A 25,487-nucleotide genomic window follows, 5' to 3' on the forward strand; every position below is an offset into this window, starting at 1 on the left:
AATGTCTACAACTAAAGCAGTTATTCCCGGAAGTTTTGATCCAATTACATATGGGCATATAGATATTATAGATAGAAGTGCTGATCGCTTTGATGAGCTTCACATTTGTGTCTTAAAAAACAGTAGTAAAGCAGGAACATTTTCAATTGAAGAACGCATAGAATTGATTAAAGAATCAGTGAAACATTTGGATAACGTTACAGTTCATCACTTTAATGGTTTACTTGTTGATTTTTGTGACGATATTGGCGCACAGACAATAATTAGAGGTTTGAGAGCTGTAAGTGACTTTGAATATGAATTGAGACTGACTTCAATGAATAAGAAGCTAAATAGTGATGTAGAAACAATGTATATGATGACAAGTACAAATTACTCGTTTATTAGTTCAAGTGTAGTTAAAGAAGTTGTCGCATATAAGGCAAATGTTTCAGACTTCGTCCCAGTACATGTGGAAAAAGCATTGAACAAAAAATTTAGAAAATAACTATAAAGAACCGATACTTAACAAATTGAATAGTGGTTCTAGACTGTATACAAAATCGTTGAACTGTATCTAGGCAAATAGGCAAATGGATAATTAAAAAGGGCTGACTTCATACTTTTAGGTATGCGGTCAGCCCTTTTTAATTTATGGTTAATATATACTGTCTTAAACACGTATCACAGGTGTATTGAAGTCGGTAGCGGTGCTATTAGAAAGAAAATTATAAATCTGAGTGGCGTGTATTTCATTCGTAAAATAATGTGCGTTTTGTTTATTGACTTGTGTTATATAATTACGTTCTGGAAAAGCGTTTTTTAAATATTTTAAATATTGCTGTCCTTTTTGTGTCATGCCTAATACTCTAACGGCTTTAATTGTTGAAGGTTTATCTTGTTGTTTGAAATTCAGTAAAATGTTCATAAGTAAACGTTGGATATGCGTATATGTATAACGCTTCGTTTTAATTAATTTCATTAAATGTTCAAAAGAAGTCGCTTCATTGATTAAATGTATTAAACGATGTTCTAAGCCTTCACTCATTAAGTGGATTTGTTCTAAAGCTTGCACATCTTGACTTAAAATTGCGTATTTTATATAAGTGAAGGTGTCTTCAATTGAGACGTGAGGCACTCCATAAAGTGCTTGAGTAGATTCAGGAACAACCTTTTTCCATTGTTCATCACCTGTTTGAATCGATTTACGAATCGAAGTACCACTCGCAAAAGCAAAGTTTGAAATCAAATCATCATGATGAGCGCTTTGTTCTCGAGGTATCGTCCAAGGTTGGATGCATGGTGCCCATTTTTGAATCGCACGCACATATGATATCCCTAAAGTGTTATTAGGTGATGAAAGTAACGAATGATCAGAGATAAGTTCACTAATTATTCGTGGGTAGCTTTTACCTTCTTTAGATTTCTCAGAAAATTGTGGGGAATCTTCTACTTTATTCATTTCTTGAGCAAGTGATAGAAATGCATTTATATCACCAGATTCACTACCAAATGATAAATGATTAATATTTAAATAATCTGCTACTTGAACTGCAGTTTCTGCAAAATACTGTCCTGCAGATATAGCAGAGTAGGCAGGTAATTCAATAACTAAGTCAACAGCGGTTAACGCCATTTGTGTTCGAGTGAATTTATTATAAATTGCTCGGTTGGCCTCTCATTACAAAGTTTCCACTCATAATTGCGACAGAAACTTCAGCTTCGGTAATTGACTTTGATTTCTGGGCATGGTATAAGTGACCATTGTGGAAAGGATTATATTCTGTGACTAGTGCAACGCTTTTCATTTGCAATTCTTCCTTTCAGAATTCATTATATATATTGTAACAGATGTAAATGTGTTAAGAAAAAATCTTGACAACTTATGTCTATAAAGTTAAAATAAATTTTGTGCTTGTTAGAGGTGAAGCCCTATGAAATGGTCAATAACACAATTAAGAAAATTCCAAGATAAACCATTTGAATTTCATCAAACGGTTAATTTTGATCATTTAGTAAAATCATTAGATTTAATAGATCTATCTGATATTGATGTTGAAGGTGAATTAACCGTCAGATCAAATGAAGTCATTGCAGATATGCATATAACCGGAACGTATACGATGCCATGTGCACGTACGTTAGTTCCTGTAGAAACTCCTATAGATATTAAATCTCAAGAGATTTTTGATTTAGAAGGATATGATGAGTATAGTAATGGCGAAGATAAAGATGAACATTACCATGATGCAACAAACGGTATGATAAATCTAAAAGATATTACTGAAGAACTAGTTATCATTGGAAAGCCAATGCGTGTTTTTTCAAGCGAAAGCGATCAGATGTTAAGTGAAGGCAATGGTTGGGAAGTTATTGACGAAGAAGAAGCGGTTGAGCTTGCAAAAGATAAGGAAGAATCTGAATCTAAGCAAATTGATCCTAGGCTTCAAAAACTACAACAATTATATGACGAAGAGTAATAGCGGATTTTAATAATCTATAGTATAATGGATTATTGAATCTGAAAATTTCTATTTAGTGTTTGAATATAAGGAGGATATATCATGGCAGTACCAAAAAGAAGAACGTCAAAAACAAGAAAAAATAAACGTCGTACGCATTTCAAAATTTCAGTACCTGGTATGACAGAGTGCCCAAGTTGTGGAGAATATAAATTATCTCACCGCGTTTGTAAGAACTGTGGTTCATACAATGGCGAAGACGTTGTATCAAAATAATTTCATTTAATTAAATGGCTTAATAATAGCCTATTCTAATCGTTCACTAATTATTCACTTGATAATTTTTGAGCGATTTTTTATGTTAGAGATAGATAGTATTTATATTCAACTGATAGGTTGTGTAAAATTATGGAAACAATGAATGCACAAATAATTATAGATAAAATAGAAAATAGTGATGCGATTTGGCTTTATGAGCATTTTAGTGATTATTTTCAAGACGTTTCTTCTTATAAAGAATTCAAAAAATTGTTGAGTGCATATAATGGTATCAGAGGAACAAACAGGTTGTATAAACATTTACATATAAATCGTCAAGATGAGTACATTTGGTTTGACAGTAATATGGAATCAGGTGCAAGTGTCATTTTAAATAAATATCAAGAAATTATTGGAATGGCGCTAATTCCGATTAAGCAATCACATTTGATTAAGTTCTCTAAATGTAGCTATACCATCCCTTTACAAGAAGATTGGCTTGTTCATACTGGTGGCTCGAATGAATTATTAAATCATCACTATCGATATAAAAACCAACGCAATGCTTTTGATTTTGTGAAAGTAATTGAAGGTTTTACATATAATGGTGATCCTACGCTGTGTGAGAATTATTTTAGTTATAATGCGCCTATTTTAGCTCCGAGCAAACGGAGTAGTAGAAGAAATTGTAGACGGGATTCCTGATTGCATACCTGGTGAATATAATACAATGCATCCTGAAGGTAATTATATAATTATTAAACACGGACGTAATGAATATAGTATGATAGCACATATCAAACCGGATTCATTTAAAATTAACAAAGGAGATACGTTGTTGCGTGGACAACATATCGCAAATGTAGGTAATTCTGGAAATGTCTGCTGAACCACATGTACATTTTCAAGTGATGAATCATAAAAACATACAAACAACTCAGACGTTGAAAATTAGATTTCTCAATAACGCTTCCCCAGTCAAAGGTGATATAGTAACATATACAGGAGATAATATTTTAGTGGAAAGTGAAAGTCATTTTTCTACATTTTTTAAAAATATTAGTACAAATATTAAACATAAATTTAAAAGTTAAAAATACTAAAATAAAGAGGCTATGCTATGGAAATGATTACTTCGGCTCAAAATAGTAAAGTTAAAAATGCAATTAAATTAAAAAAGAAACGTGAAAGAGATAAAACAGGACGTGCACTTATCGAGGGTTATCATTTGATTGAAGAGGCTTATAAGAGCAATTTAAAAATTGAACAATTGTATGTCGTTGATATTGAAAGACTCGATGATGATATGATTAATTATGCTGAAGAAGTATTTGAAATCAATTTAAAAGTTGCTGAAGCATTATCAGGTACAGTTACGCCACAAGGGTTCTTTGCAGTGATTGAAAAACCTGTTCATGAAACACGGAAAGCCCAACAAGTGCTATTAATAGACTGTATTCAAGACCCAGGTAATTTAGGAACACTAATCCGTACCGCTGATGCTCGCAGGATTAGATTTAATTGTTCTTGAAAAAGGCACAGCAGACCCTTATCAAGATAAAGTTATGCGTGCGAGTCAAGGCAGTGTCTTTCATATTCCAATTGTGTCACAAGATTTAAGTGAATTTATTGATGAATTTGAAGGTGAAGTGTATGGTACTGCGTTGGATAATGCAGTAGCCTATAATCAAATACAAAGCCAAGAAAAGTTCGCGTTACTTTTAGGTAATGAAGGTGAAGGTGTAAACCCTGAATTGTTGAGTAAAACGACTCAAAATTTAACAATACCTATATATGGCAAGGCTGAAAGCTTAAATGTAGCAATAGCTGGTAGTATCGTGATGTATCACTTGAAAGGTTGACCCTTTAATCAATTATCGTATATAATATAGTTAATGATATTACAAAATAAATATTAACCTTTAAAAAGACGTAGACTATTTTCATACAGTTGCTTAAGGGAGATTATCCTAAGACTGCAAGATAATCCACTGTATTTAGTTTTTTTCACCTTTTTGGTTACTTAAAGAAATTTAAGTCGGACTTCATTTCCGTTATCAATGACAACAAGTGTATGCTTAGGCATAAATTTGGGTGGTACCACGGAAGGCTTTCGTCCCAGTTTCAAGGGATGAAAGTCTTTTTTTGCATTTTTACAAACAATCATTATACATTTAGATTTTAATATAGGAGGACTATGTATGGCACAAACAGAAGCGATGACTGAGATTAAGCGACAAGCATTAGTTGATATTAATGAAGCTCAAAATGAAAAAGAATTACAAGACGTAAAAGTTAAATATTTAGGTAAAAAAGGTTCAGTTACTGGTTTAATGAAACATATGAAAGATTTATCAAACGAAGAAAAACCAGCCTATGGTCAACAAGTGAATGAAGTGAGACAAGCCATTGAAGGTGAAATTGAATCACGTCAAGAACTTTTAGCTCATGAACAATTAGAACAACAATTAAAAGAAGAACAAATTGATGTCACATTACCTGGCCGTAAAATTTCAATAGGCTCTAAACATCCTTTAACAAGAACGATTGAAGAGATTGAAGATTTATTCTTAGGTTTAGGTTACGAAATTGTTGATGGTTTTGAAGTAGAAAAAGATTACTATAACTTTGAAGCGTTAAACTTACCTAAATCACATCCAGCAAGAGATATGCAAGATAGCTTTTATATTACAGATGAAATATTAATGCGTACACACACTTCTCCTGTGCAAGCGAGAACGATGGAAGAACGCAATGGTCAAGGTCCTGTAAAAATCTTATGCCCCGGTAAAGTTTATCGACGCGATTCTGATGATGCAACGCATAGTCATCAATTTACTCAAATTGAAGGTTTAGTTGTAGATGAAAATATTAAAATGAGCGATTTAAAAGGTACGTTAGAATTATTAGCTAAACAATTGTTTGGCGAAGATAGAGAAATTAGATTACGTCCAAGTTACTTCCCATTTACTGAACCTTCAGTAGAAGTAGATGTTTCATGTTTCAAATGTGAAGGTGCAGGCTGTAATGTTTGTAAGCAAACAGGTTGGATAGAAATTCTAGGCGCTGGTATGGTACATCCTAATGTATTAGAAATGGCAGGTTTCGATTCAAATAAATATACTGGCTTTGCATTTGGTATGGGGCCTGATCGAATTGCAATGTTGAAATATGGTATTGAGGATATACGTCATTTCTATACAAATGATGTACGTTTCTTAGATCAATTTAAAGCTGTAGAAGATAGAGGTGAAAAGTAATGTTTATTTCAAAAGAATGGTTAGAAAGTTACGTAGATATTAATGAACCAGTAAATGCACTTGCAGAAAGAATTACACGTACTGGGATTGAAGTAGATGATGTTGTAGATTATACAAAAGAAACTAAAAATTTAGTTGTCGGTTACGTACAATCTAAAGCGCCTCATCCAGATGCTGACAAGTTAAATATATGTTTAGTAGACATTGGTGAAGCAGAACCGGTACAAATCGTGTGTGGTGCGCCTAATGTTGATGCTTGGTCAGACAGTCATTGTTGCAACAGTAGGTGGTAGATTACCTGGCGGCATAAAAATTAAGCGTGCTAAATTACGTGGAGAACGTTCAGAGGGTATGATTTGTTCGCTTCAAGAAATTGGTGTGCCAAGCAATCTTGTCCCTAAAAAATTTGAAGATGGTATTTATGTCTTTTCATCAGAAGTGACGCCAGGTACAGATGCTATGACTGCGTTATATTTAAATGACCAAGTGATGGAATTTGATTTAACACCAAACAGAGCTGATGCACTAAGTATGATTGGTACAGCTTATGAAACAGCAGCATTATACAATGTGTCGATGAAGAAACCAAAAACAAATAGTAAAGAGGTTTCTGGACAAGCATCAGATGAAATCAGCGTGAACATTCAAAATAAAGATAAAGTTGCATATTATAGTGCAAGAGTAGTGAATGGTCTAACAATCGCACCATCTCCAGAGTGGATGCAAATGCGTTTAATCAAAGCAGGTATTCGTCCAATCAATAACGTCGTAGATATATCAAACTATGTACTTTTAGAATACGGACAACCGCTACACATGTTTGATAAAGATCAAATAGGTTCAAGTCAAATAGAAGTACGTCAAGCTCATGCTGATGAAAAAATGACTACACTAGATGATCAAGAAAGAACATTGAAAGACAGTGATATCGTTATTACAAACGGCACAAATCCAATAGCAATTGCCGGTGTAATGGGTGGCGATTTCTCAGAAGTGACTGAATCAACAACGAATGTTGTGATTGAAGGCGCAATTTTTGACCCTGTTTCTATTAGACATACTTCAAGAAGATTAAACTTAAGAAGTGAAGCTTCTAGTCGTTTCGAAAAAGGCATTGCTACAGAATTTGTAGATGAAGCGGTGGATAGAGCGTGTTATTTACTTCAAACTTATGCGGGCGGTTCAGTAACACAAGGTCGTGTAGCAGAAGGTGATTTAGGTCAATTTGTTACTCCAATTGAAATTTCTATAGATAAAGTAAATAAAACAGTAGGTTTTGAACTATCAGCGGAAGAAATTGAAGCGATTTTTGTACAATTAGGCTTTGAAACAACTAGAAATAAAGATATCTTAACTGTTAGGGTACCTTCTCGTCGTAAAGATATTACAATAAAAGAAGACTTAATTGAAGAAATTGCACGTATTTATGGTTACGACGAAATCCCATCAACATTACCTGTGTTTGAGGAAGTCACACATGGTGCTTTAACTGATAGACAAGGTAAGTCTCGTGTCGTGAAAGCAACACTAGAAGGCGCTGGATTAAGCCAAGCAATTAACTATTCATTGGTAGACAAACAAAGAGCACAAGATTTCGCGCTACAAGAACGCGCTACAATTGATTTATTAATGCCGATGAGTGAAGCGCATGCTACTTTACGACAAAGTTTGGTACCTCATTTAATTGATGCAGTTTCTTATAACGTCGCACGTAAAAATAATAATGTGCGCTTGTATGAACTAGGTCGCGTATTCTTTGGTAATGGTGAAGGTGAATTACCAGATGAAGTTGAATATTTAAGCGGTATCTTAACAGGTGATTACACAGTTAATGCTTGGCAAGGTAAGAAAGAAGAAATTGATTTCTTTGTTGTCAAAGGAATCGTAGATCGCATTGCTGAAAAATTAGATATCCAATTTGACTATGAGTCTGGAGAAATTGATGGCTTACATCCTGGTAGAACAGCTATGGTTAAATTAAACGATGAAATCATTGGCTTTGTGGGTGAATTGCATCCTCAAGTTGAAAAAGAGCATGACTTAAAACGCACATACGTTTTTGAATTAAATTATGAAAAATTGATGGCTGTCACAGTAGGATATATTAATTATCAACCTATCCCTAGATTCCCAGGTGTATCAAGAGATATTGCTTTAGTTATCAACCGTACAATACCATCAGCAAAATTAGTGAAAGTCATTGAAAACCATGGTGGAGATATTTTACAAAATGCCGAAGTATTTGATGTTTATGAGGGTGAACATATTGCTGAAGATGAGAAATCAATTGCAATTCGTTTAGCTTATTTAGATACAGAGCAAACACTTACAGATGACAAAGTAAATGCAGTACATGAAGACATCTTAGCTGCTTTACAAGCAGAAGGTGCAACAATTAGATAAAATAGTGTGATTAAAAACCTTGGTAGACCATTATTATGGACTGCCAAGGTTTTTAGATTGTCGATAAAGTCCATGTGGTGGCAGTTTTTTGTGCACGCTTTCCGCGAGCATAGGCTCAGACTGTAGATTTAGGCTAGCGCTTTTACCGCAGGAGTCGGCACAAATCACTGACTTTATTTAAACAATAATAATTTCATTATTAAACAAAGATTGTCTCAATGATAAATACTTATAAAAAAATAAACCAAATGCTTTTATGGCAATTGGTTTGTCTCGTTATGAAATTTTGGTAGATCATCGCAAATGGACTATCAAGATTTTTATTTTCTAACGATGTTTCTTTTGTACTAATTTTTCTGCTTTGGCACGGTTGGCAAAATGCTTTTTAGTGATAGAGTCTAGGTAATCAATGCCTTTGCGTTCAATGATTTTAGCTGCCGCAAGATCGACCTTATTACTAGCGCCTTTAGGAATCTCTGTTTTAGCAAGCACGGGAGAGGCTATCCATATTTTTAACAAAGGCATAACGTGAAATAATACTGGCTGCCGCAATTGCTATAGATTTAGATTCACCTTTTGTTTCGAATTTTGTTTTAGTGCTGAAGGGTAAATCGGTTAGCGCATAGCGTTTATATACACCGAGCTTCAGCAAATTGATCAATGACAATATAGTCTATTTCATCAGTATCTATCTTTTGCGTTACATTTTTGATTGCTTCATTATGTAATACTGCTTTCATTTTAACTTGTGACCAGCCAGATTTTTGTTTTTCGTTATATTTTTCATTGTGCATAGTTAACAAAGAATGAGGGATAAAAGTCACAAGCTGTTCAGCCAATTCTACGATTTTTGCATCAGTCAATTTTTTAGAATCATCGACGCCAAGGGTTTTTAAAATTTGAACATTTTTCTTAGAAACATACGCAAGACACACAGTAAGTGGTCCGAAATAGTCACCACTGCCCGCTTCATCACTACCAATACATTGATAATTGTTATATCGAATAGTTTGCTTAGTGCTAGAAGTTTTTTTGGCTGAATTCGTTGTAGATGTTGCAGGTTTAGCTGTATTAGGTAAGAGTTGGGATGCTATATTATCTGCATCTTTACCTTGAAACATGACTTTATTTGAATTATAAATTGAAATTGAAGTGCTTTTATATTTAGTTTTGCCTTTCATTCCCTGAGAAACATTCGATGTATCAAATTGAATTTTAGACATTAATTGCTGGATTTCTTGATTTGTTAATTTAAGTACAACATTTGTCATGTTTTTTGGCCTCACTTTATATGGATTGCTAATATTTATATTTCGACACTGAACATCATATCACAAGTATAAATAACCGAGCTACCTGTGAAAGTACCATCTATTAAAAGTTTATGTAGAGGCATTTTCGTTTACATTGTCAAAAATGTTATAAATAACAAATATTTCAAATATTACAAATCACACCTCTTACAAAATAATATTTTGTCGTGTATAATGGTTCGTAATAAATAGTATGAATTACTAAATTAAACACTTAAAAGAATCAATTAGAGAAGGAATTCGGAAATATAAACAAAAGTCAGGAGTTATTATATGGGAGAGTTTAAAAATCGGATTAACGTCACTATTAATGATCAGCGCTATACAATTGTCGGAGAGGACAATCCTGAGCATATCCGTTATGTAGCACATCTCGTTGATGAAAGGATTAAGGAATTGGGCAGTAAAAGTGCAGGTCTAGACACGACAAGAAAAGCAATATTAACAGCGGTAAATATCATGCATGAAAAAGTACAATTAGAAGAGGAAAATCATCGTCTACAACAAGAAATAAAACAACTGAAAAACAGTGATGAATAATGATTTTTGATATACTAATAGTAATTGTTTTTATATACATAGGAATGATTGGATTTAGAAGAGGTGTATGGTTAAGTGCATTGCATCTAGGTGCTACGCTGTTTTCATTATGGGTAGCACAACGATTTTATTTGCAAATATCTCAACGATTGGAATTATTTATACCTTTTCCTAAAACACAGGCTTACGATTTGAATTATGCTTTTCAATTTGATAATCTACAACAGCGATTCGACCACATTATTGCATTTTTAATCGTAGCGACAATTACCAAAATGCTTTGCTATGGGGTTATTGTAGTCTTTGATAAAGTGATTCAATACCAAGGGCTCAATTTAATAAGTCGATTTATTGGTATGTTAATGGGAATAATATCTTCAATTATTATTTGCACAACATTATTGTATAGTGCGAGCACTTTATCCATTAGAATTTATCCAACAGCAACTCTCAAGCTCGATGATTGCCGAATATATGTTATTACATATTACTTATGTATCGACATTCGTATTAAACATATAGTTAGCATAATTTTCGTAAAATATATAGATTTTTAAAATACAGGAGGTCAGGGCATAACCAATTTACTGATGAACGCATAACAGTAATCTGTCTTGACCTTTTTTTATGGAGTGAAAGTAATGACAAAAAAAGATATTATTCAATTATTAGAAAAAATAGCTACTTATATGGAATTAAAAGGTGAAAACACATTTAAAGTTTCAGCGTATAGAAAAGCCGCACAAAGCCTTGAAATAGATGAACGTCCGCTTGATCAAATTGAGGATGTTACAGAATTAAAAGGCATTGGTAAAGGTGTAGGAGATGTAATTAAAGAATATCGTCAAGAGGGGAATTCTTCGACTTTAGCGTCATTACAAGAGGAAGTGCCGGAAGGGTTAATTCCTTTATTGAAAATACAAGGATTAGGCAGTAAGAAAATAGCTAAACTTTATAAAGAATTAAATATAGATGGCAAAGAAGCATTACAAAAAGCTTGTGAAGCAGGTGAAGTGAGTGAATTAAGCGGCTTTGCTAAAAAAACCGAGCAAAATATCTTAGAGGCAGTTAAAGCGCTTGGTGCGAAAAAAGATAAATACCCGATTGACCAAATGAGAGGCTTAAACATTGAAATTAACGAACATTTAGCCTCAATTGCAGATATTGAACAATACGAAGTAGCGGGTAGTTACAGAAGATTTAAAGAAATGAGTAAAGATTTAGACTATATTATAAGTACAAATGAACCGACAAAGGTACAACAAGCATTACTTGATATTCCTAATAAAGTTAAAGAAGTAGCTGTTGGTCAAACAAAAGTATCATTAGAAGTAACTTATGATGATGAAACAATAGGTGTAGATTTCAGGTTAATCGAACCTTCAGCTTTCTATCACACACTACAGCATTTCACTGGTTCTAAAGATCACAATATTCGTATTCGTCAGTTAGCTAAAGAAAATGATGAAAAAGTGAGTGAATATGGTATCGAACAAGCAAATGGCGAATTGCTTCAATATCAAAGTGAAAAAGAAATTTATGAACATTTCGGTGTGAATTGGATTGACCCAAGCAATGCGTGAAGATGGAAGTGAGTTCGATAAAGACCTGTCAGATATTATTAAATTAGATGACATTAATGGAGATATTCATATGCATACGACGTATAGCGATGGTGCATTCAGTATTGAAGAAATGATAGAAGCAAACATTGCTAAAGGTCATCAATTTATGGTGATTACAGATCACTCTCAAAGCTTAAAAGTTGCTAATGGTTTGTCAGTTGAGCGCCTATTACGCCAAAATGAAGAAATCAAAGCTTTGAATAATAAATATGAAGAAATTGATATTTACTCAGGTATTGAAATGGACATACTTCCTGATGGTCGTTTAGACTATGATGACGAAGTGTTGGCGCAATTAGATTATGTCATTGCAAGCAATACACCAAAGTTTTAATCAATCACAGGAAGACATTATGAAACGCTTAGAAAACGCATGTCGCAATCCATATGTCAGACATATTGCACATCCAACAGGTCGTATTATTGGTAAACGTCCAGGTTATGAACCAGATATTGATAGATTATGTAAAATTGCTGAAGAGACAAACACGATTTTAGAAATTAATGCAAACCCTAAACGGTTAGATTTAAATGCCGAAACAGTTAAAAAACATCCGAATGTTAAATTAACTATTAATACGGATGCCCATCATGTAGATCATCTTGAATTCATGAAGTACGGTGTGGCGACTGCACAAAAAGGGTTCGTAAAAAAAGACAGAGTAATCAATACGATGTCACGAGAGGCGTTTAAATCGCTTATAGAAAATAATATTAAATTGAAGAAATAGAGGGATTATATGAGGCAGAAATCATTAAATGTCCTGGAATTCGACAAAATAAAAGCACTTGTAGAGAATGAAACAATAAGTGATTTAGGTAAAGAAAAAGTTATAGCGATGACACCAAGCAACTGATTTTAATACCGTCGAATTTCAAATGAATGAAACAGATGAAATAGCTCAAATCTATAATAAGCATCGCATGCCAAGTTTAAGTGGTTTAGCAAAAATATCTTCATTTATTCATAGAGCGACAATTGGTGGCGTACTCAATGTTAGCGAATTAAATGTAATTAAACGCTTAATACAAATACAAAATCAATATAAAACATTTTATAATAGTTTGTTGAACGAAGAAGAAGAAATTAATTACCCAATTCTAAACGATAGAATGGAACAACTACCTGTTTTATCAGACTTGTATCAAAATATACATCAAAAATGTGATGCCTATGATTTATTTGATGATGCTAGTTACGAATTACAAGGTATTAGAAGTAAGATTTCTAAAACAACGCAACGCATAAAACAAAATTTAGATAAAATTGTAAAGCATCAAGGCAATCAAAAAAAACTATCTGATGCAATTGTGACAGTGCGTAACGATCGTAATGTTATACCAGTGAAAGCAGAGTATCGTCAAGATTTCAACGGGATTGTGCACGACCAATCTGCATCTGGTCAAACATTGTATATTGAACCTTCTTCAATAGTAGAAATGAGTAATCAAATTAGTAGTTTCCGTAATGATGAAGCTGTAGAGCGTGAACGTATATTGACTGAACTAACTATACAAGTTGCTGAAGAAGCAGACGCTTGTTTGATTTCAGAATCTATTATGGGTCAAATTGATTTTTTAACAGCTAAAGCACGTTATGCACGTTCAATTAAAGGCACGAAACCAGAATTTACTACGGATAGAACTGTTTATTTACCGAAAGCATTTCATCCGTTGCTAGATAGAACTTCTGTTGTTGCGAATACGATTGAATTTGCTCAAGATATAGAAACTGTGATTATAACAGGGCCAAATACGGGTGGTAAAACGGTGACCCTCAAGACACTGGGGTTAATTATAGCTATGGCTCAATCAGGTATGCTAATTCCTACACTTGATGGCAGTAAATTAAGTATTTTTGAAAATGTGTATTGTGACATCGGGGACGAACAATCCATTGAACAGTCATTATCAACGTTTTCTTCACATATGAAAACTATTGTTGAAATACTTCAAAATGCGACTAAAAATAGTTTAATCTTATTTGATGAATTGGGCGCCGGAACAGATCCAAGTGAAGGTGCCGCCTTAGCAATGAGTATATTAGATCATGTACATGAAATTGGTTCACTTGTAATGGCTACGACACACTATCCTGAATTAAAAGCATACAGCTTTAATAGGGAAGGCGTAATGAATGCCAGTGTGGAATTTGATGTAAATACATTAAGTCCGACTTATAAATTATTAATGGGCGTTCCTGGACGGTCAAACGCGTTTGATATTTCTAAAAAATTAGGACTTAATATGCAAGTGATTCAAAAAGCCAAATCTATGATTGGACAAGATGAACAAGAAATTAATGAAATGATTGCATCATTAGAAAATAATTCTAAACGAGTTGACGAACAGCGTATCGAATTAGATCAATTAGTAAGAGAAGCACAAGAATCGCGTGACGCACTTGCTAAACAGTACGCACAATATCAGAATTATGAAAAACAACTTTTAAGCGAAGCCAAAGAGAAAGCAAATCAACGTGTGAAATCAGCTACGAAAGAAGCAGATGACATTCTTAAAGAGCTACGTGAACTTAGAGATAAAAAAGGCGCCGATGTTAAAGAGCATGAATTAATCGATAAGAAGAAACAGCTTGAAGATCAGTACGAAGCTAAGTCACTGAAACAAAATGTCCAAAAGCAAAAATGGGACGAGATTAAGGCCGGAGACGAAGTAAAAGTCCTGACATATGGCCAAAAAGGTGAAGTGTTAGAACTTATTGGTGATAAAGAAGCTGTAGTACAGATGGGTATCATAAAAATGAAATTACCCTTAGAAGATTTAGAAAAAACGAAGAAAACCAAAGAAGCTCCTGCCAAGATGATTAAGCGAGAAAATCGACAAAGTATTAAAATGGAACTCGATTTACGTGGTTATCGATATGATGAAGCAATGGTGGCTGTGGATCAATATTTAGACCAAGCTGTGTTGAGTAATTATGAACAAGTTTATATTATTCATGGTAAAGGAACAGGCGCTTTGCAAAAAGGTGTGCAAAAACATTTAAAACGACATAAAAGTGTGTCATCATATAGAAACGGAATGCCAAGTGAAGGTGGATTTGGCGTTACCGTGGCAGAATTAAAATAAACGTGAGCAAGAGATATGCAGAATGTTATAAAGTCTGTTATAATTTCTTCATCATTTGAAATTTAAGGAGGATTGGCAGTTATGGCAATCGTAAAAGCAACAGATTCAAACTTTGATGAAAACATCAAATCAGGTGTAAATTTAGTAGATTTTTGGGCAACATGGTGTGGCCCTTGTAAGATGATTGCTCCAGTATTAGAAGAATTAGCCGGTGACTATGATGGCAAAGCTAATATTTTAAAACTTGATGTAGATGAAAATCCATCAACAGCTGCTAAATTTGAAGTTATGAGTATCCCAACTTTAATCGTATTTAAAGATGGCGAACCAGTAGATAAAGTAGTAGGTTTCCAACCTAAAGAAAACTTAGCAGAAGTAATCGAGAAACATTTATAGTAAATCATTAGCAAAGCTGGGACATTAATTTATTTAATGTCCCAGTTTTCAATTTATTAGCGTTTCAATAGATTGTTTAATGCGCTGGTACTATTTATAATAGTTTGTAGGTAATATTTAAAACTCAAATAATGAGATGTATATATGATTAAAAATTATTAACTGAAACATGATGTATATTTACTTTCATGTCGTTATATTATATAGATTTAAAGGGAATATGAAGTGAAAGGAGGAGACATTAACGTGGAGACGTATCAAGAACAAATCAAACAGAAGCTTACAGTTGTGCCAACTGAACCAGGTTGTTATTTGATGAAAGATCGTAATGACCAAATTATTTATGTCGGTAAGGCGAAGAAATTAAGAAATAGATTAAGGTCTTATTTTACTGGTGCTCACGATGCAAAGACAACACGTTTAGTTGGAGAGATCCGAAATTTCGAATTTATTGTCACGTCTAGTGAGACAGAATCACTGTTATTGGAACTTAACCTTATCAAACAATACCAACCAAGATATAATATTTTATTAAAAGATGATAAAAGTTATCCATTTATTAAAATTACTAAAGAAAAATATCCACGGTTAATTGTTACAAGAACAGTTAAAAAAGGCACTGGTAAGTATTTTGGACCATATCCTAATGCGTATTCTGCACAAGAGACTAAAAAATTACTTGATCGTATTTATCCTTTTAGAAAATGTGATAAAATGCCTGACAAATTGTGTTTATATTATCACATTGGTCAATGTTTAGGGCCATGTGTCTATCCAGTTGAATTAGAAAAGTATGCAGAAATGACTAAAGAGGTTTCAGATTTCTTAAATGGTGAAGATAAAACGATTTTGCGTAATTTAGAACAAAATATGAAAGATGCTAGTGAAACATTGGATTTTGAAAGAGCAAAAGAATATAGAGATTTAATACAACATATTCATAATTTAACTAAAAAACAAAAAATCACAACATCAGATTATACAATTAGAGATGTATTTGGCTATAGCGTATCTAAAGGTTGGATGTGTATACAAGTGTTTTTCGTACGCCAAGGTAATATGATTAAACGTGATGCGACGATGATACCAATACAACAAACAGAAGAAGAAGAATTCTATACTTTTATCGGGCAATTTTATGATTTGAATCAACATTTGTTACCTAAAGAAGTGCACATTCCCCAACATCTAGATAAAGCTATGGTTGGTTCGGTGGTAGATACAAAAATTGTGCAACCTATAAAAGGTAAAAAGAAAGAATTGGTAGATTTAGCAAATCATAATGCTCGAAGTGACGCTTGAAAATAAATTCGAGTTAATCGCAAAAGACGAGTCCCGAACAGTTAAAGCAATTGAAGAGCTTGGTGACCGTATGGGTATTCAAACACCAATTAGAATTGAAGCGTTCGATAATTCTAATATACAGGGTGTGAATCCAGTTTCTGCTATGGTCTCGTTTATTGATGGTAAACCAAATAAAAAAGGCTATCGGAAATATAAAATTCAAACAGTAGATGGGCCAGATGATTATAAATCGATGCGTGAAGTGGTACGTAGACGTTATACGCGTGTCCTAAATGAAGGCACACCATTGCCAGATTTAATTATTGTAGATGGTGGTAAAGGCCATATGAGTGGTGTAATAGATGTACTCGAGAATGAATTAGGATTAGATATCCCTGTTTCAGGTCTTCGTAAAAATGATAAGCACCAAACGTCAGAAATATTATATGGAGAAAGTGCTGAAATCGTTCCGCTCAAAAAAAATAGCCAAGCATTTTATCTGTTACAAAGGATACAAGATGAAGTGCATAGATTTGCTATTACATTCCATAGACAAACACGCCAAAAAACAGGTTTGCAATCAGTATTAGATACAGTAGATGGTATTGGTGCCAAGCGTAAAACGAAATTGTTGCGAACGTTTGGTTCAATAAAGAAAATGAAAGAAGCAAGTATTGATGATTTGAAAGCATCAGGCTTACCACAAAATGTAGCCCAAAATTTACATCAAGCCTTACACAATAAAAAATAAAATGTTTATGGCATGAGAATCATTCTCATGCCCAAATTGTTTTTAATTAGTGTTACAATAGCAAATAAGAGGAATTCTTTTTTTAAAATTATGTGGAAGCGTTTTCTAATTGAGAAAAATTATCATTTGAAATCAAACCTTTTAAACAATGAGTAATATTCAATTAAGGATTCACTTAAATGTTTAGAATTATACGGCATAATATTATATTGCAACAAACATATAATATTATAATTTAGTGTTGTACGTTTGTTTTCGAAAGAAATTATGTAATCGCTTTATATATTTCTAAGAAAGAATTTCAAAAAAATCAACTGTTTCACAGGGGGAACTTCCTTTTGGCATACTCGAAAAATCAATTCTATTTAAGACGTTTACATTCTTTACTTGGTGTCATACCTATAGGTGGATTTTTAATATTCCATTTACTCGTAAACCACCAAGCGACGAAAGGTGCAGATGCATTTAACCAAGCGGCTGGATTCATTGAATCCTTACCTTTCTTAATTGTATTGGAATTTGTATTGATCTACATTCCAATTCTGTATCACGCAGTTTATGGTGTACATATTGCCTTTACGGCAAAAGAGAACGTAGGACATTATTCAGCTTTTAGAAACTGGATGTTCCTACTACAACGTATAACAGGTGTTATCACTTTTGTGTTTGTTGCTATTCATGTATGGCAAACACGTATTCAACGTGCGTTAGGCCATGAGGTCAACTTTGACATGGTACATGACATCGTTACTAACCCATTTTGGTTAGTTTTCTATATTGTCTGTTTATTAGCTGTTACATTCCACTTTGCGAATGGTTTATGGTCATTCTTAGTAACATGGGGTGTATTACAATCACAAAAATCGCAACAAATTTTCACATGGGTTTCTTTAGTGGTATTTATCGTAGTTTCATACATTGGTATAAGTGCTATTCTTGCGTTTTTATAAGATAAAAAAATAAGTTTCAGATTTATATTTAGGGGAGTGACTATTTATGGCAGAGAAAAAAGTAATTGTTGTCGGTGGAGGACTTGCCGGTCTAATGTCAACAATTAAAGCAGCAGAACAAGGCGCACATGTCGACTTGTTCTCACTTGTTCCTGTTAAACGTTCACACTCTGTGTGCGCACAAGGTGGAATCAACGGAGCAGTAAATACAAAAGGTGAAGGCGATTCACCAACAGTCCACTTAGACGATACAGTATATGGTGGAGATTTCTTAGCAAATCAACCGCCAGTTAAAGCGATGACAGATGCAAGCACCTCAAATTATTCATTTATTAGATCGTATGGGTGTAATGTTCAACAGAACGAATGAAGGTTTATTAGATTTCAGACGTTTTGGTGGAACAATGCATCACAGAACAGCATATGTCTGGTGCAACGACTGGTCAACAGCTACTATACGCTTTAGATGAGCAGGTTCGTAGTTTTGAAGTAGATGGTTTGGTTACTAAGTACGAAGGCTGGGAATTCTTAGGCATAGTTAAAGATGATGACAACATGGCTAGAGGTATTGTTGCTCAAAACGTAACGACTTCTGATATTGAATCATTTGGTTCTGATGCAGTTATCATGGCTACAGGTGGACCAGGTATTATCTTTGGTAAAACTACAAATTCAATGATTAATACTGGTTCAGCAAGCATCAATTGTTTATCAACAAGGTGCAATGTATGCAAACGGTGAATTTATTCAAATCCATCCAACAGCAATTCCAGGTGATGATAAACTCAGATTAATGAGTGAGTCAGCACGTGGTGAAGGTGGACGTATTTGGACTTATAAAGATGGTAAACCTTGGTACTTCTTAGAAGAGAAATATCCGGATTATGGTAACCTTGTTCCGCGTGATATTGCTACACGTGAAATCTTTGATGTCTGTGTTAACCAAAAATTAGGTATCAACGGTGAAAACATGGTATACCTTGATTTATCACATAAAGATCCACATGAATTAGATGTAAAATTAGGTGGTATCATTGAGATTTACGAGAAATTCACAGGTGATGATCCTCGTAAAGTTCCAATGAAAATCTTCCCAGCGGTACATTACTCAATGGGAGGACTTTATGTAGATTACGACCAAATGACAAACATCAAAGGCTTGTTCGCAGCTGGTGAATGTGATTATTCACAACATGGTGGTAACCGTTTAGGTGCCAACTCATTATTGTCAGCAATTTATGGTGGCACAGTTGCAGGTCCAAATGCTATCGAATATATTTCTAATATCGAATCTTCTTACACTGATTTAGATGATAGTATCTTTGAAAAACGCGTGAAAGAAGAACAAGAGAAATTTGATAAATTACTCAATATGCAAGGTTCAGAAAATGCGTACAAATTGCATAGAGAGCTCGGAGAAGTTATGACAGCCAACGTAACCGTTGTTCGTGAAAATAAAACTTTATTAGAAACTGATAAAAAGATTTTAGAATTAATGGAGCGTTATAACAATATTGATATCGAAGATACTCAAACTTGGAGTAACCAAGCAGTATTCTTCACTCGTCAATTATGGAACATGCTTGTACTTGCCCGTGTAATTACAATCGGTGCATACAACCGAAATGAATCTCGTGGTGCACATTACAAACCAGAATTCCCTGATAGAAATGATGAAGAATGGTTAAAAACTACTTTAGCAACATATCAAGGAAAAACAGAAGCGCCTAAATTCACTTACGAAGATGTTGATATAAGCTTAATTCCACCTCGTAAACGAGACTACTCTACGACGTCTAAAGGAGGTAAATAATTATGGCAGATACAAAAGAAGTAAATGAAACAGCAACGCAAGAAGAACAAAACCAACAACCAAGCCAAAAATCAATCAAATTAATTATCAAACGTCAAGATACAGAAGAATCAAAACCTTATGAGGAAGAGTTTGAAATTCCTTATAGAGAAAACTTAAACGTTATAGCATGTTTAATGGAAATCAGACGTAACCCAATTAACAGTAAAGGTGAAAAAACAACACCGGTTATCTGGGATATGAACTGTTTGGAAGAAGTATGTGGTGCTTGTTCAATGGTGATTAACGGACAAGCAAGACAATCATGTTCTGCAATTGTTGATCAATTAGAACAACCTATTAAATTAGAACCAATGAGTACTTTCCCAGTTGTTCGTGACTTACAAGTTGACCGTACTAGAATGTTCGATAACTTGAAACGTATGAAAGCTTGGGTTCCAATTGATGGCACTTACGATTTAGGTCCTGGACCTCGTATGCCTGAGAAAAAACGTCAAACAGCTTATGAATTATCAAAATGTATGACATGTGGTGTATGTTTAGAAGTTTGTCCTAACGTTACAAGTAGTAATGATTTCGTTGGCGCACAAGCAATTTCACAAGTTAGATTATTTAATTTACATCCAACAGGCTCAATGACAAAAGATGAACGTCTTGAAGCCTTAATGGGTGGCGGTGGCTTACAAGCATGTGGTAACTCTCAAAACTGTGTAAATGCATGTCCTAAAGGTATTCCTTTAACAACATCGATTGCGGCATTAAATAGAGAAACATCATTCCATATGTTTAAATCATTCTTTGGTTCAGATCACCAAGTCAATTAATAACATATAATATAAACAAGAGACTTAGCATCTATTTAAAACAGATGTTAAGTCTTTTTTATTTTAAGAATCTTCGGATTTTGAAAAAACATGGAATATGGCTAGAGTCTTTTATCTCTCGTTCATATTATTCTACGAGTGGTCAGATCATTACTAATCTTATAATTATATCTGTATAACAAAAAATAATATTGTATTTCAGTCTTGATAAATGATTTTGAAATCAAGGCTATGCTACAATAAAGGACAAGCAAATGAATAAGGATGTAATTGAATATGGAGAAACCAATTGGTGTAATAGACTCGGGTGTCGGTGGATTAACAGTAGCAAAAGAAATCATGCGCCAACTACCACACGAAACAATTTATTATTTGGGTGATATTAAACGTTGCCCTTATGGCCCAAGAGAAGGCGCAGAAGTTAGGAAATTCACAACAGAATTAGCTGAAAAGCTGATGGAATTTGATATAAAAATGCTTGTTATTGCTTGTAATACTGCTACTGCAGTTGCTTTAAAACATTTACAAAAATTATTAGCTATTCCAGTCATTGGTGTCATTGAGCCTGGTGCGAGAACGGCAATTATGACAACGAAAAATAATGATGTTTTAATCTTAGGTACAGAAGGTACAATTAAATCTGAGGCTTATAGATATCATATTAAAAATATTAATCCTAATGTAGAGGTTTCTGGTATCGCATGTCCTGGCTTTGTTCCTTTAGTTGAAGAAATGCGTTATAAAGATCCTACAATAACAAGTATTATCGTGCATCAAACATTGAAACATTGGAGAAATAGTAATGCAGATACTGTTATATTAGGTTGTACGCATTATCCGTTACTCTATCAGCCAATAAACGATTATTTTGGTGGCGAAAAAGTGGTAATTTCTTCTGGTTTAGAGACAGCACGTGAAGTAAGTGCACTATTAACGTTTAGTAATGAACATGTCGCTTATACAGCCCACCCAGAGCATAGATTTTTTGCTACTGGTGAAACAGAGCATATCGAGCGTATAATTGAAGAATGGTTAAATATGGAAACGAAAGTAGAAAAAATAGAAGTATAGAAAGAGGGAACATCATAGTGGAAGATATTGTAATTGCATCAAATAATAAAGGTAAGATAAATGATTTTAAAGTTATTTTCCCAGATTTTAATGTCATAGGTATTTCTGAAATTATTGAAGATTTTGATGTAGAAGAAACTGGCGATACTTTTGAAGCCAATGCAAAATTAAAATCAGAAGCAGCGGCAAAAGCATTAAACAAACGTGTGATTGCAGACGACAGTGGACTTGAAGTATTTAGTTTAAATGGAGAGCCAGGTGTATATTCGGCTCGATATGCTCGGCACAGCTAAAGATGATGATGCTAATATAGAGAAAGTGCTTTCCAAATTAGGCGGGGAAACAGATCGTAGTGCACAGTTCGTATGTGTAATTAGCATGAGTACGCCGAATGAAGAAACAGTTCAATTTAAAGGCACAGTACAAGGAGAAATCACATTAAATAAAATTGGAGAAAATGGATTTGGTTACGATCCGATATTTTATATAGATGACAAGAATAAAACAATGGCTCAACTCACTGTTGAGGAAAAAAGTGAAATAAGTCATAGAGGTAGAGCAATAGAGAAGTTACGACACTATTTAGAAGGTGATGCTTAATGACAAAATGGATTATAGTCAGTGACAATCACACTGAACAAGGCGTGCTTTTTGATGTCATCAATCATCATGAAGATGCAGATGTTGCATTGCATTTAGGCGATTCTGAATTTGCTTATGATGATAGTGAACTAAGTCATTTTCATAGAGTGAAAGGAAACACAGATTTTTCTCCAGAATTTCCAAATGAAGAAAAAATAGAAAAAAATGGCATTCATGCTTTCTCCACGCATGGTCATCTATATAGCGTTAATCGTACAAGAATGAAATTAGCTGAAAAGGCTACGGCGCTAGGTTGTAAATTTGCTTTTTATGGTCATACACATGTAGCAAAATATGAAAATATTGGCGGCGTTCATGTTATCAATCCTGGTAGTATTTCACAATCACGAAGCCGAGTTGAAGAAACTTATGCAGAGCTATTGATCAATGAAGAAGAACAAAGCGCAAAATTAAATTTCCGTAATCGAAATCACGATATAATTGATAGTGAAACATTTAGTATATAATATGATTAGCGCATATTCGAGTCATTATGGATATGCGCTCCTATATATTATTAAAAAGAATAAATAATTAATATGGCAGTTTCAGCGGTTGTTTTAATTTAAATTTCAAAAAAAGTATGAAAATGAGATAAAAGGTTTATTATAGTGAAAAATCATATTTATTTTTAATGCTTGGAGTATTGCTTTATTAGGCTAAGTTAGATATAATTATTCTTGTGTTCAAAAAGATTATGTCCTGGTAGCTCAGTTGGATAGAGCAATGGCCTTCTAAGCCATCGGTCGGGGGTTCGAATCCCTCCCAGGACACTATAACCCGTTGTTGTGACAACGTTTCAAGAGAGTGAGTGTCAAATATGTGTCAAGAGAATAATTCTCTGACACGTTGACCTTGCTCTTTTTTATGTTCATCAAGTAAATGTGTATAAACATCTAATGTAATGGCTATGCTTGCGTGTCCTAATCTTTTGCTAATATATTCAATTGATATGCCTTTACTAATAAGATAACTAGCATGTGTATGTCTTAATGAATAAGGTGTTATTTCATCTTTAATATTAAATTCGGTTTTTGCTTTTTTAAACACTTTAGATATAGCGACTTGAGATAAGCCAAATAATTCACCGTTAATTTTCTGTGGGTGTTTCGATATCGCTTTTTTAATGTAACTTAAATCAGTATCTGATATTTCAATTTCTCTATCTGCGTTTTCTGTTTTAGTACCAGGTAAATGAATTAAACCAGGTTTATAATATAAGTCTTTATAAGTCATTCTATTCACTTCTGAAAACCTTGCACCAGTTATTAAAAGGATATATAACACAAGCGTGCTTTTATCATCTTTTCGTTTGAAGTATTTTCTTAACTGCTCGTACTCTAATATTGTAAGAAACTTCACGCTTTCTTTTTTAGGTAATTTAGTACCTTTATAACTCACTTTATAAGTAGGATCCTTTTTTAAATAGCCATCATATATAGCATCTTTAATACAACTAGATATATACAAATGAACTTTTCTAACTGTTTCTGATGTTCTACCATTTGAATAATTAGAAATAAACTTTTGATATTCATTTCTTGTAATGTTTTTAATTAATATATCTTCGCCAAAGTGTTTCAAAAATAAGTTTAATGCATGATCATACCAATATTGTTGTTTCTCACCAAGTTTATCTTTCCCGTTCGCTATCAACCAATCTCTATAATATTCTTCAAACCTTTTGTTATCTTCTATATTGTTCCCGTCTTCAATATCTCTAATCAATTGTTGCGCCGCATAAGTAGCTTCTGCTTTAGTCTTAAATCCTGACTTACGCTTTTTACCAGATTTGAAACTTGTATCTTTTACATCGTATTGCCATGAGGTCGATGTTTTATTTTTTCGTTTCGTTACCGTAAATGTTGCCATTTTACTCATTCCTCCTAGAAAAGATAAAAATATATAGGACAGCGAAGTGTTCATATTTATTATATAAATTTAGTGGTATATATTAATTAGCTATAAGTAATTCATAGTAATACTCTATTCCTAGCGCCCTCTAGGGTTCTTTTTAATTAAACAATAATTGTAAAGCTTACTAATAATATAATGGCAACTATAAGTGATATGATTCTCAAACCTATTAAAAAATGTTGAAAACTAAATACGTTAGATTCAGAAACAATAAAGCTTAAGAATAATAAGAGCAAACCAAAGACAATTGATATAATTGATAAAAATACTAATTTACACATTTTCTTTTCTTCAGATAAAATTAATGTTTATTTGCTGAATTATAAGGGTATGAAATAATAGCTTGCTAATAGATTATTAGAAAAGCTCCTTACAATGATTGCACCCTTTGGGGTGCTTTTTATTTAACCTACTCATCTTCGCGATTAAAAAACGAATCTACTGTTTCTTGTTCTTCATCTGTTTCAATAAAATCTTTAGCGTTTTTCTTTAAATCTTCAGCATTTAAGTCTAATTCTTCTTCGTCCAATTCCAAATTATCTCCGGCTAAACTGTTAATTCTATTTACTGTTTGTTCTTCATTCCAACCCATCTTTTCCATTTCTTTTTTATAATTCATATAGTAGCCTCCTTGATATATAGAGCACTGTAAAGTTCATTATTTTTTATCTACTTTGTTTGAAGCGTTTTTTAAACGTTTCCTAGCTTCATTTGCGGTTACTTTTTTTGGTAATGATTTATTAAAAATTTTTCCTTTATCTGATTCAACTTCGTAAATGATATTACTTCTTTTAATTCTACAACTTATAACTCTCATATATGTGCCTCCTTTAAATTAGACGAAAATATATAGGGCATAGTTACATGCTCTGAGTTTTTATTTAATCATGTTTATGCATCGGTCACGCC

Annotated in this window: 19 protein-coding genes, 1 tRNA gene and 8 pseudogenes; 23 read left to right on the forward strand and 5 right to left on the reverse strand. The window is 33.4% G+C overall.

The annotated features are described in order from the left end of the window. Position 1 precedes the first annotated feature (1 nt). Entirely contained in the window at positions 2-487 is a 486-nt protein-coding gene (gene coaD, locus ABLV90_RS09375; protein ID WP_460872535.1) for a pantetheine-phosphate adenylyltransferase, read from the forward strand. A gap of 165 nt (positions 488-652) precedes the next feature. On the opposite strand, the pseudogene ABLV90_RS09380 reads toward coaD, so the two are convergent. Continuing rightward, positions 653-1,787 (reverse strand): annotated as a pseudogene (locus tag ABLV90_RS09380) (nucleotidyltransferase). A gap of 126 nt (positions 1,788-1,913) precedes the next feature. Between ABLV90_RS09380 and ABLV90_RS09385 the strand changes: the two are divergent. From ABLV90_RS09385 to pheT, 7 genes and pseudogenes are all read left to right on the forward strand, one after another. Next, a complete protein-coding gene (locus ABLV90_RS09385; protein WP_057511870.1) occupies positions 1,914-2,459 on the forward strand; it encodes a YceD family protein in 546 nt (181 codons plus the stop codon). Positions 2,460-2,543: 84 nt separating this feature from the next. Further along, entirely contained in the window at positions 2,544-2,717 is a 174-nt protein-coding gene (gene rpmF / locus ABLV90_RS09390) for a 50S ribosomal protein L32 (RefSeq protein ID WP_002507971.1), read from the forward strand. 132 nt (positions 2,718-2,849) lie between these two features. Then, on the forward strand, positions 2,850-3,404 hold the full coding sequence (locus ABLV90_RS09395; RefSeq protein ID WP_460872536.1) for a hypothetical protein: 555 nt from the start codon (positions 2,850-2,852) through the stop codon (positions 3,402-3,404). A gap of 25 nt (positions 3,405-3,429) precedes the next feature. Beyond that, on the forward strand, positions 3,430-3,588 hold the full coding sequence (locus tag ABLV90_RS09400; RefSeq protein ID WP_460872537.1) for a M23 family metallopeptidase: 159 nt from the start codon (positions 3,430-3,432) through the stop codon (positions 3,586-3,588). Between the two features lie 231 nt (positions 3,589-3,819). Further along, a pseudogene (locus ABLV90_RS09405) lies at positions 3,820-4,561 on the forward strand (TrmH family RNA methyltransferase). A gap of 339 nt (positions 4,562-4,900) precedes the next feature. Then, the gene (gene pheS, locus ABLV90_RS09410; protein WP_460872538.1) at positions 4,901-5,959 is read left to right on the forward strand and encodes a phenylalanine--tRNA ligase subunit alpha; all 1,059 of its coding nucleotides are present in this window, start codon (positions 4,901-4,903) and stop codon (positions 5,957-5,959) included. Further along, positions 5,959-8,362 (forward strand): annotated as a pseudogene (gene pheT, locus ABLV90_RS09415) (phenylalanine--tRNA ligase subunit beta). Before pheS ends, pheT begins: the two are co-directional and overlap by 1 nt. Before the next feature lie 327 nt (positions 8,363-8,689). Here pheT and rnhC read toward each other — a convergent pair. Then, positions 8,690-9,633 (reverse strand): annotated as a pseudogene (gene rnhC / locus ABLV90_RS09420) (ribonuclease HIII). 315 nt (positions 9,634-9,948) lie between these two features. Between rnhC and zapA the strand changes: the two are divergent. From zapA to ABLV90_RS09495, 15 genes and pseudogenes are all read left to right on the forward strand, one after another. Then, positions 9,949-10,215, forward strand: a complete 267-nt coding sequence (gene zapA / locus ABLV90_RS09425; RefSeq protein WP_002507965.1) for a cell division protein ZapA — start codon at positions 9,949-9,951, stop codon at positions 10,213-10,215. A gap of 44 nt (positions 10,216-10,259) precedes the next feature. Beyond that, the gene (locus ABLV90_RS09430) at positions 10,260-10,772 is read left to right on the forward strand and encodes a CvpA family protein (protein WP_460872539.1); all 513 of its coding nucleotides are present in this window, start codon (positions 10,260-10,262) and stop codon (positions 10,770-10,772) included. 84 nt (positions 10,773-10,856) lie between these two features. Continuing rightward, positions 10,857-12,571 (forward strand): annotated as a pseudogene (gene polX, locus ABLV90_RS09435) (DNA polymerase/3'-5' exonuclease PolX). Between the two features lie 9 nt (positions 12,572-12,580). Beyond that, positions 12,581-14,930: pseudogene (locus tag ABLV90_RS09440) on the forward strand (endonuclease MutS2). Between the two features lie 81 nt (positions 14,931-15,011). Continuing rightward, positions 15,012-15,326 carry a thioredoxin gene (trxA, locus tag ABLV90_RS09445; RefSeq protein WP_002507961.1) on the forward strand — a complete coding sequence of 105 codons (315 nt, stop codon included), beginning with the start codon at positions 15,012-15,014 and terminating at the stop codon, positions 15,324-15,326. Between the two features lie 246 nt (positions 15,327-15,572). Continuing rightward, a pseudogene (uvrC, locus tag ABLV90_RS09450) lies at positions 15,573-17,361 on the forward strand (excinuclease ABC subunit UvrC). Between the two features lie 338 nt (positions 17,362-17,699). Beyond that, the gene (locus ABLV90_RS09455) at positions 17,700-18,311 is read left to right on the forward strand and encodes a succinate dehydrogenase cytochrome b558 subunit (RefSeq protein WP_065337764.1); all 612 of its coding nucleotides are present in this window, start codon (positions 17,700-17,702) and stop codon (positions 18,309-18,311) included. Between the two features lie 46 nt (positions 18,312-18,357). Further along, on the forward strand, positions 18,358-18,681 hold the full coding sequence (locus ABLV90_RS09460; protein WP_460872540.1) for an FAD-binding protein: 324 nt from the start codon (positions 18,358-18,360) through the stop codon (positions 18,679-18,681). Positions 18,682-18,707: 26 nt separating this feature from the next. Further along, positions 18,708-19,052 (forward strand): FAD-binding protein, encoded by a 345-nt coding sequence (locus tag ABLV90_RS09465; RefSeq protein WP_460872541.1) that lies wholly within the window; start codon positions 18,708-18,710, stop codon positions 19,050-19,052. Next, a complete protein-coding gene (gene sdhA / locus ABLV90_RS09470) occupies positions 19,036-20,124 on the forward strand; it encodes a succinate dehydrogenase (quinone) flavoprotein subunit (protein WP_460872542.1) in 1,089 nt (362 codons plus the stop codon). The genes ABLV90_RS09465 and sdhA overlap by 17 nt, the downstream gene beginning before the upstream one ends. A 2-nt stretch (positions 20,125-20,126) precedes the next feature. Next, the gene (sdhB, locus tag ABLV90_RS09475; protein ID WP_460872543.1) at positions 20,127-20,948 is read left to right on the forward strand and encodes a succinate dehydrogenase iron-sulfur subunit; all 822 of its coding nucleotides are present in this window, start codon (positions 20,127-20,129) and stop codon (positions 20,946-20,948) included. A 276-nt stretch (positions 20,949-21,224) separates the two neighbouring features. Continuing rightward, entirely contained in the window at positions 21,225-22,019 is a 795-nt protein-coding gene (gene racE, locus ABLV90_RS09480; RefSeq protein WP_460872544.1) for a glutamate racemase, read from the forward strand. A gap of 17 nt (positions 22,020-22,036) precedes the next feature. After that, positions 22,037-22,619, forward strand: a pseudogene (locus tag ABLV90_RS09485) (XTP/dITP diphosphatase). Further along, on the forward strand, positions 22,619-23,128 hold the full coding sequence (locus ABLV90_RS09490) for a YfcE family phosphodiesterase (protein ID WP_069816314.1): 510 nt from the start codon (positions 22,619-22,621) through the stop codon (positions 23,126-23,128). Before ABLV90_RS09485 ends, ABLV90_RS09490 begins: the two are co-directional and overlap by 1 nt. Before the next feature lie 232 nt (positions 23,129-23,360). Next, positions 23,361-23,434: transfer RNA gene (locus tag ABLV90_RS09495), tRNA-Arg, on the forward strand. Positions 23,435-23,486: 52 nt separating this feature from the next. Here ABLV90_RS09495 and ABLV90_RS09500 read toward each other — a convergent pair. The 3 genes from ABLV90_RS09500 to ABLV90_RS09510 all read right to left on the reverse strand — a co-directional run bounded on the left by ABLV90_RS09500 (position 23,487) and on the right by ABLV90_RS09510 (position 25,395). Next, positions 23,487-24,533 (reverse strand): tyrosine-type recombinase/integrase, encoded by a 1,047-nt coding sequence (locus ABLV90_RS09500; RefSeq protein ID WP_460872545.1) that lies wholly within the window; start codon positions 24,531-24,533, stop codon positions 23,487-23,489. Between the two features lie 454 nt (positions 24,534-24,987). Then, positions 24,988-25,197 carry a hypothetical protein gene (locus ABLV90_RS09505; RefSeq protein ID WP_460872546.1) on the reverse strand — a complete coding sequence of 70 codons (210 nt, stop codon included), beginning with the start codon at positions 25,195-25,197 and terminating at the stop codon, positions 24,988-24,990. A gap of 39 nt (positions 25,198-25,236) precedes the next feature. After that, a complete protein-coding gene (locus tag ABLV90_RS09510; RefSeq protein ID WP_427707668.1) occupies positions 25,237-25,395 on the reverse strand; it encodes a hypothetical protein in 159 nt (52 codons plus the stop codon). Positions 25,396-25,487: the final 92 nt, after the last annotated feature.

Origin of the sequence: Staphylococcus sp. 2S1 (assembly GCF_046721335.1) — a bacterium.
GTDB lineage: Bacteria > Bacillota > Bacilli > Staphylococcales > Staphylococcaceae > Staphylococcus > Staphylococcus equorum_A.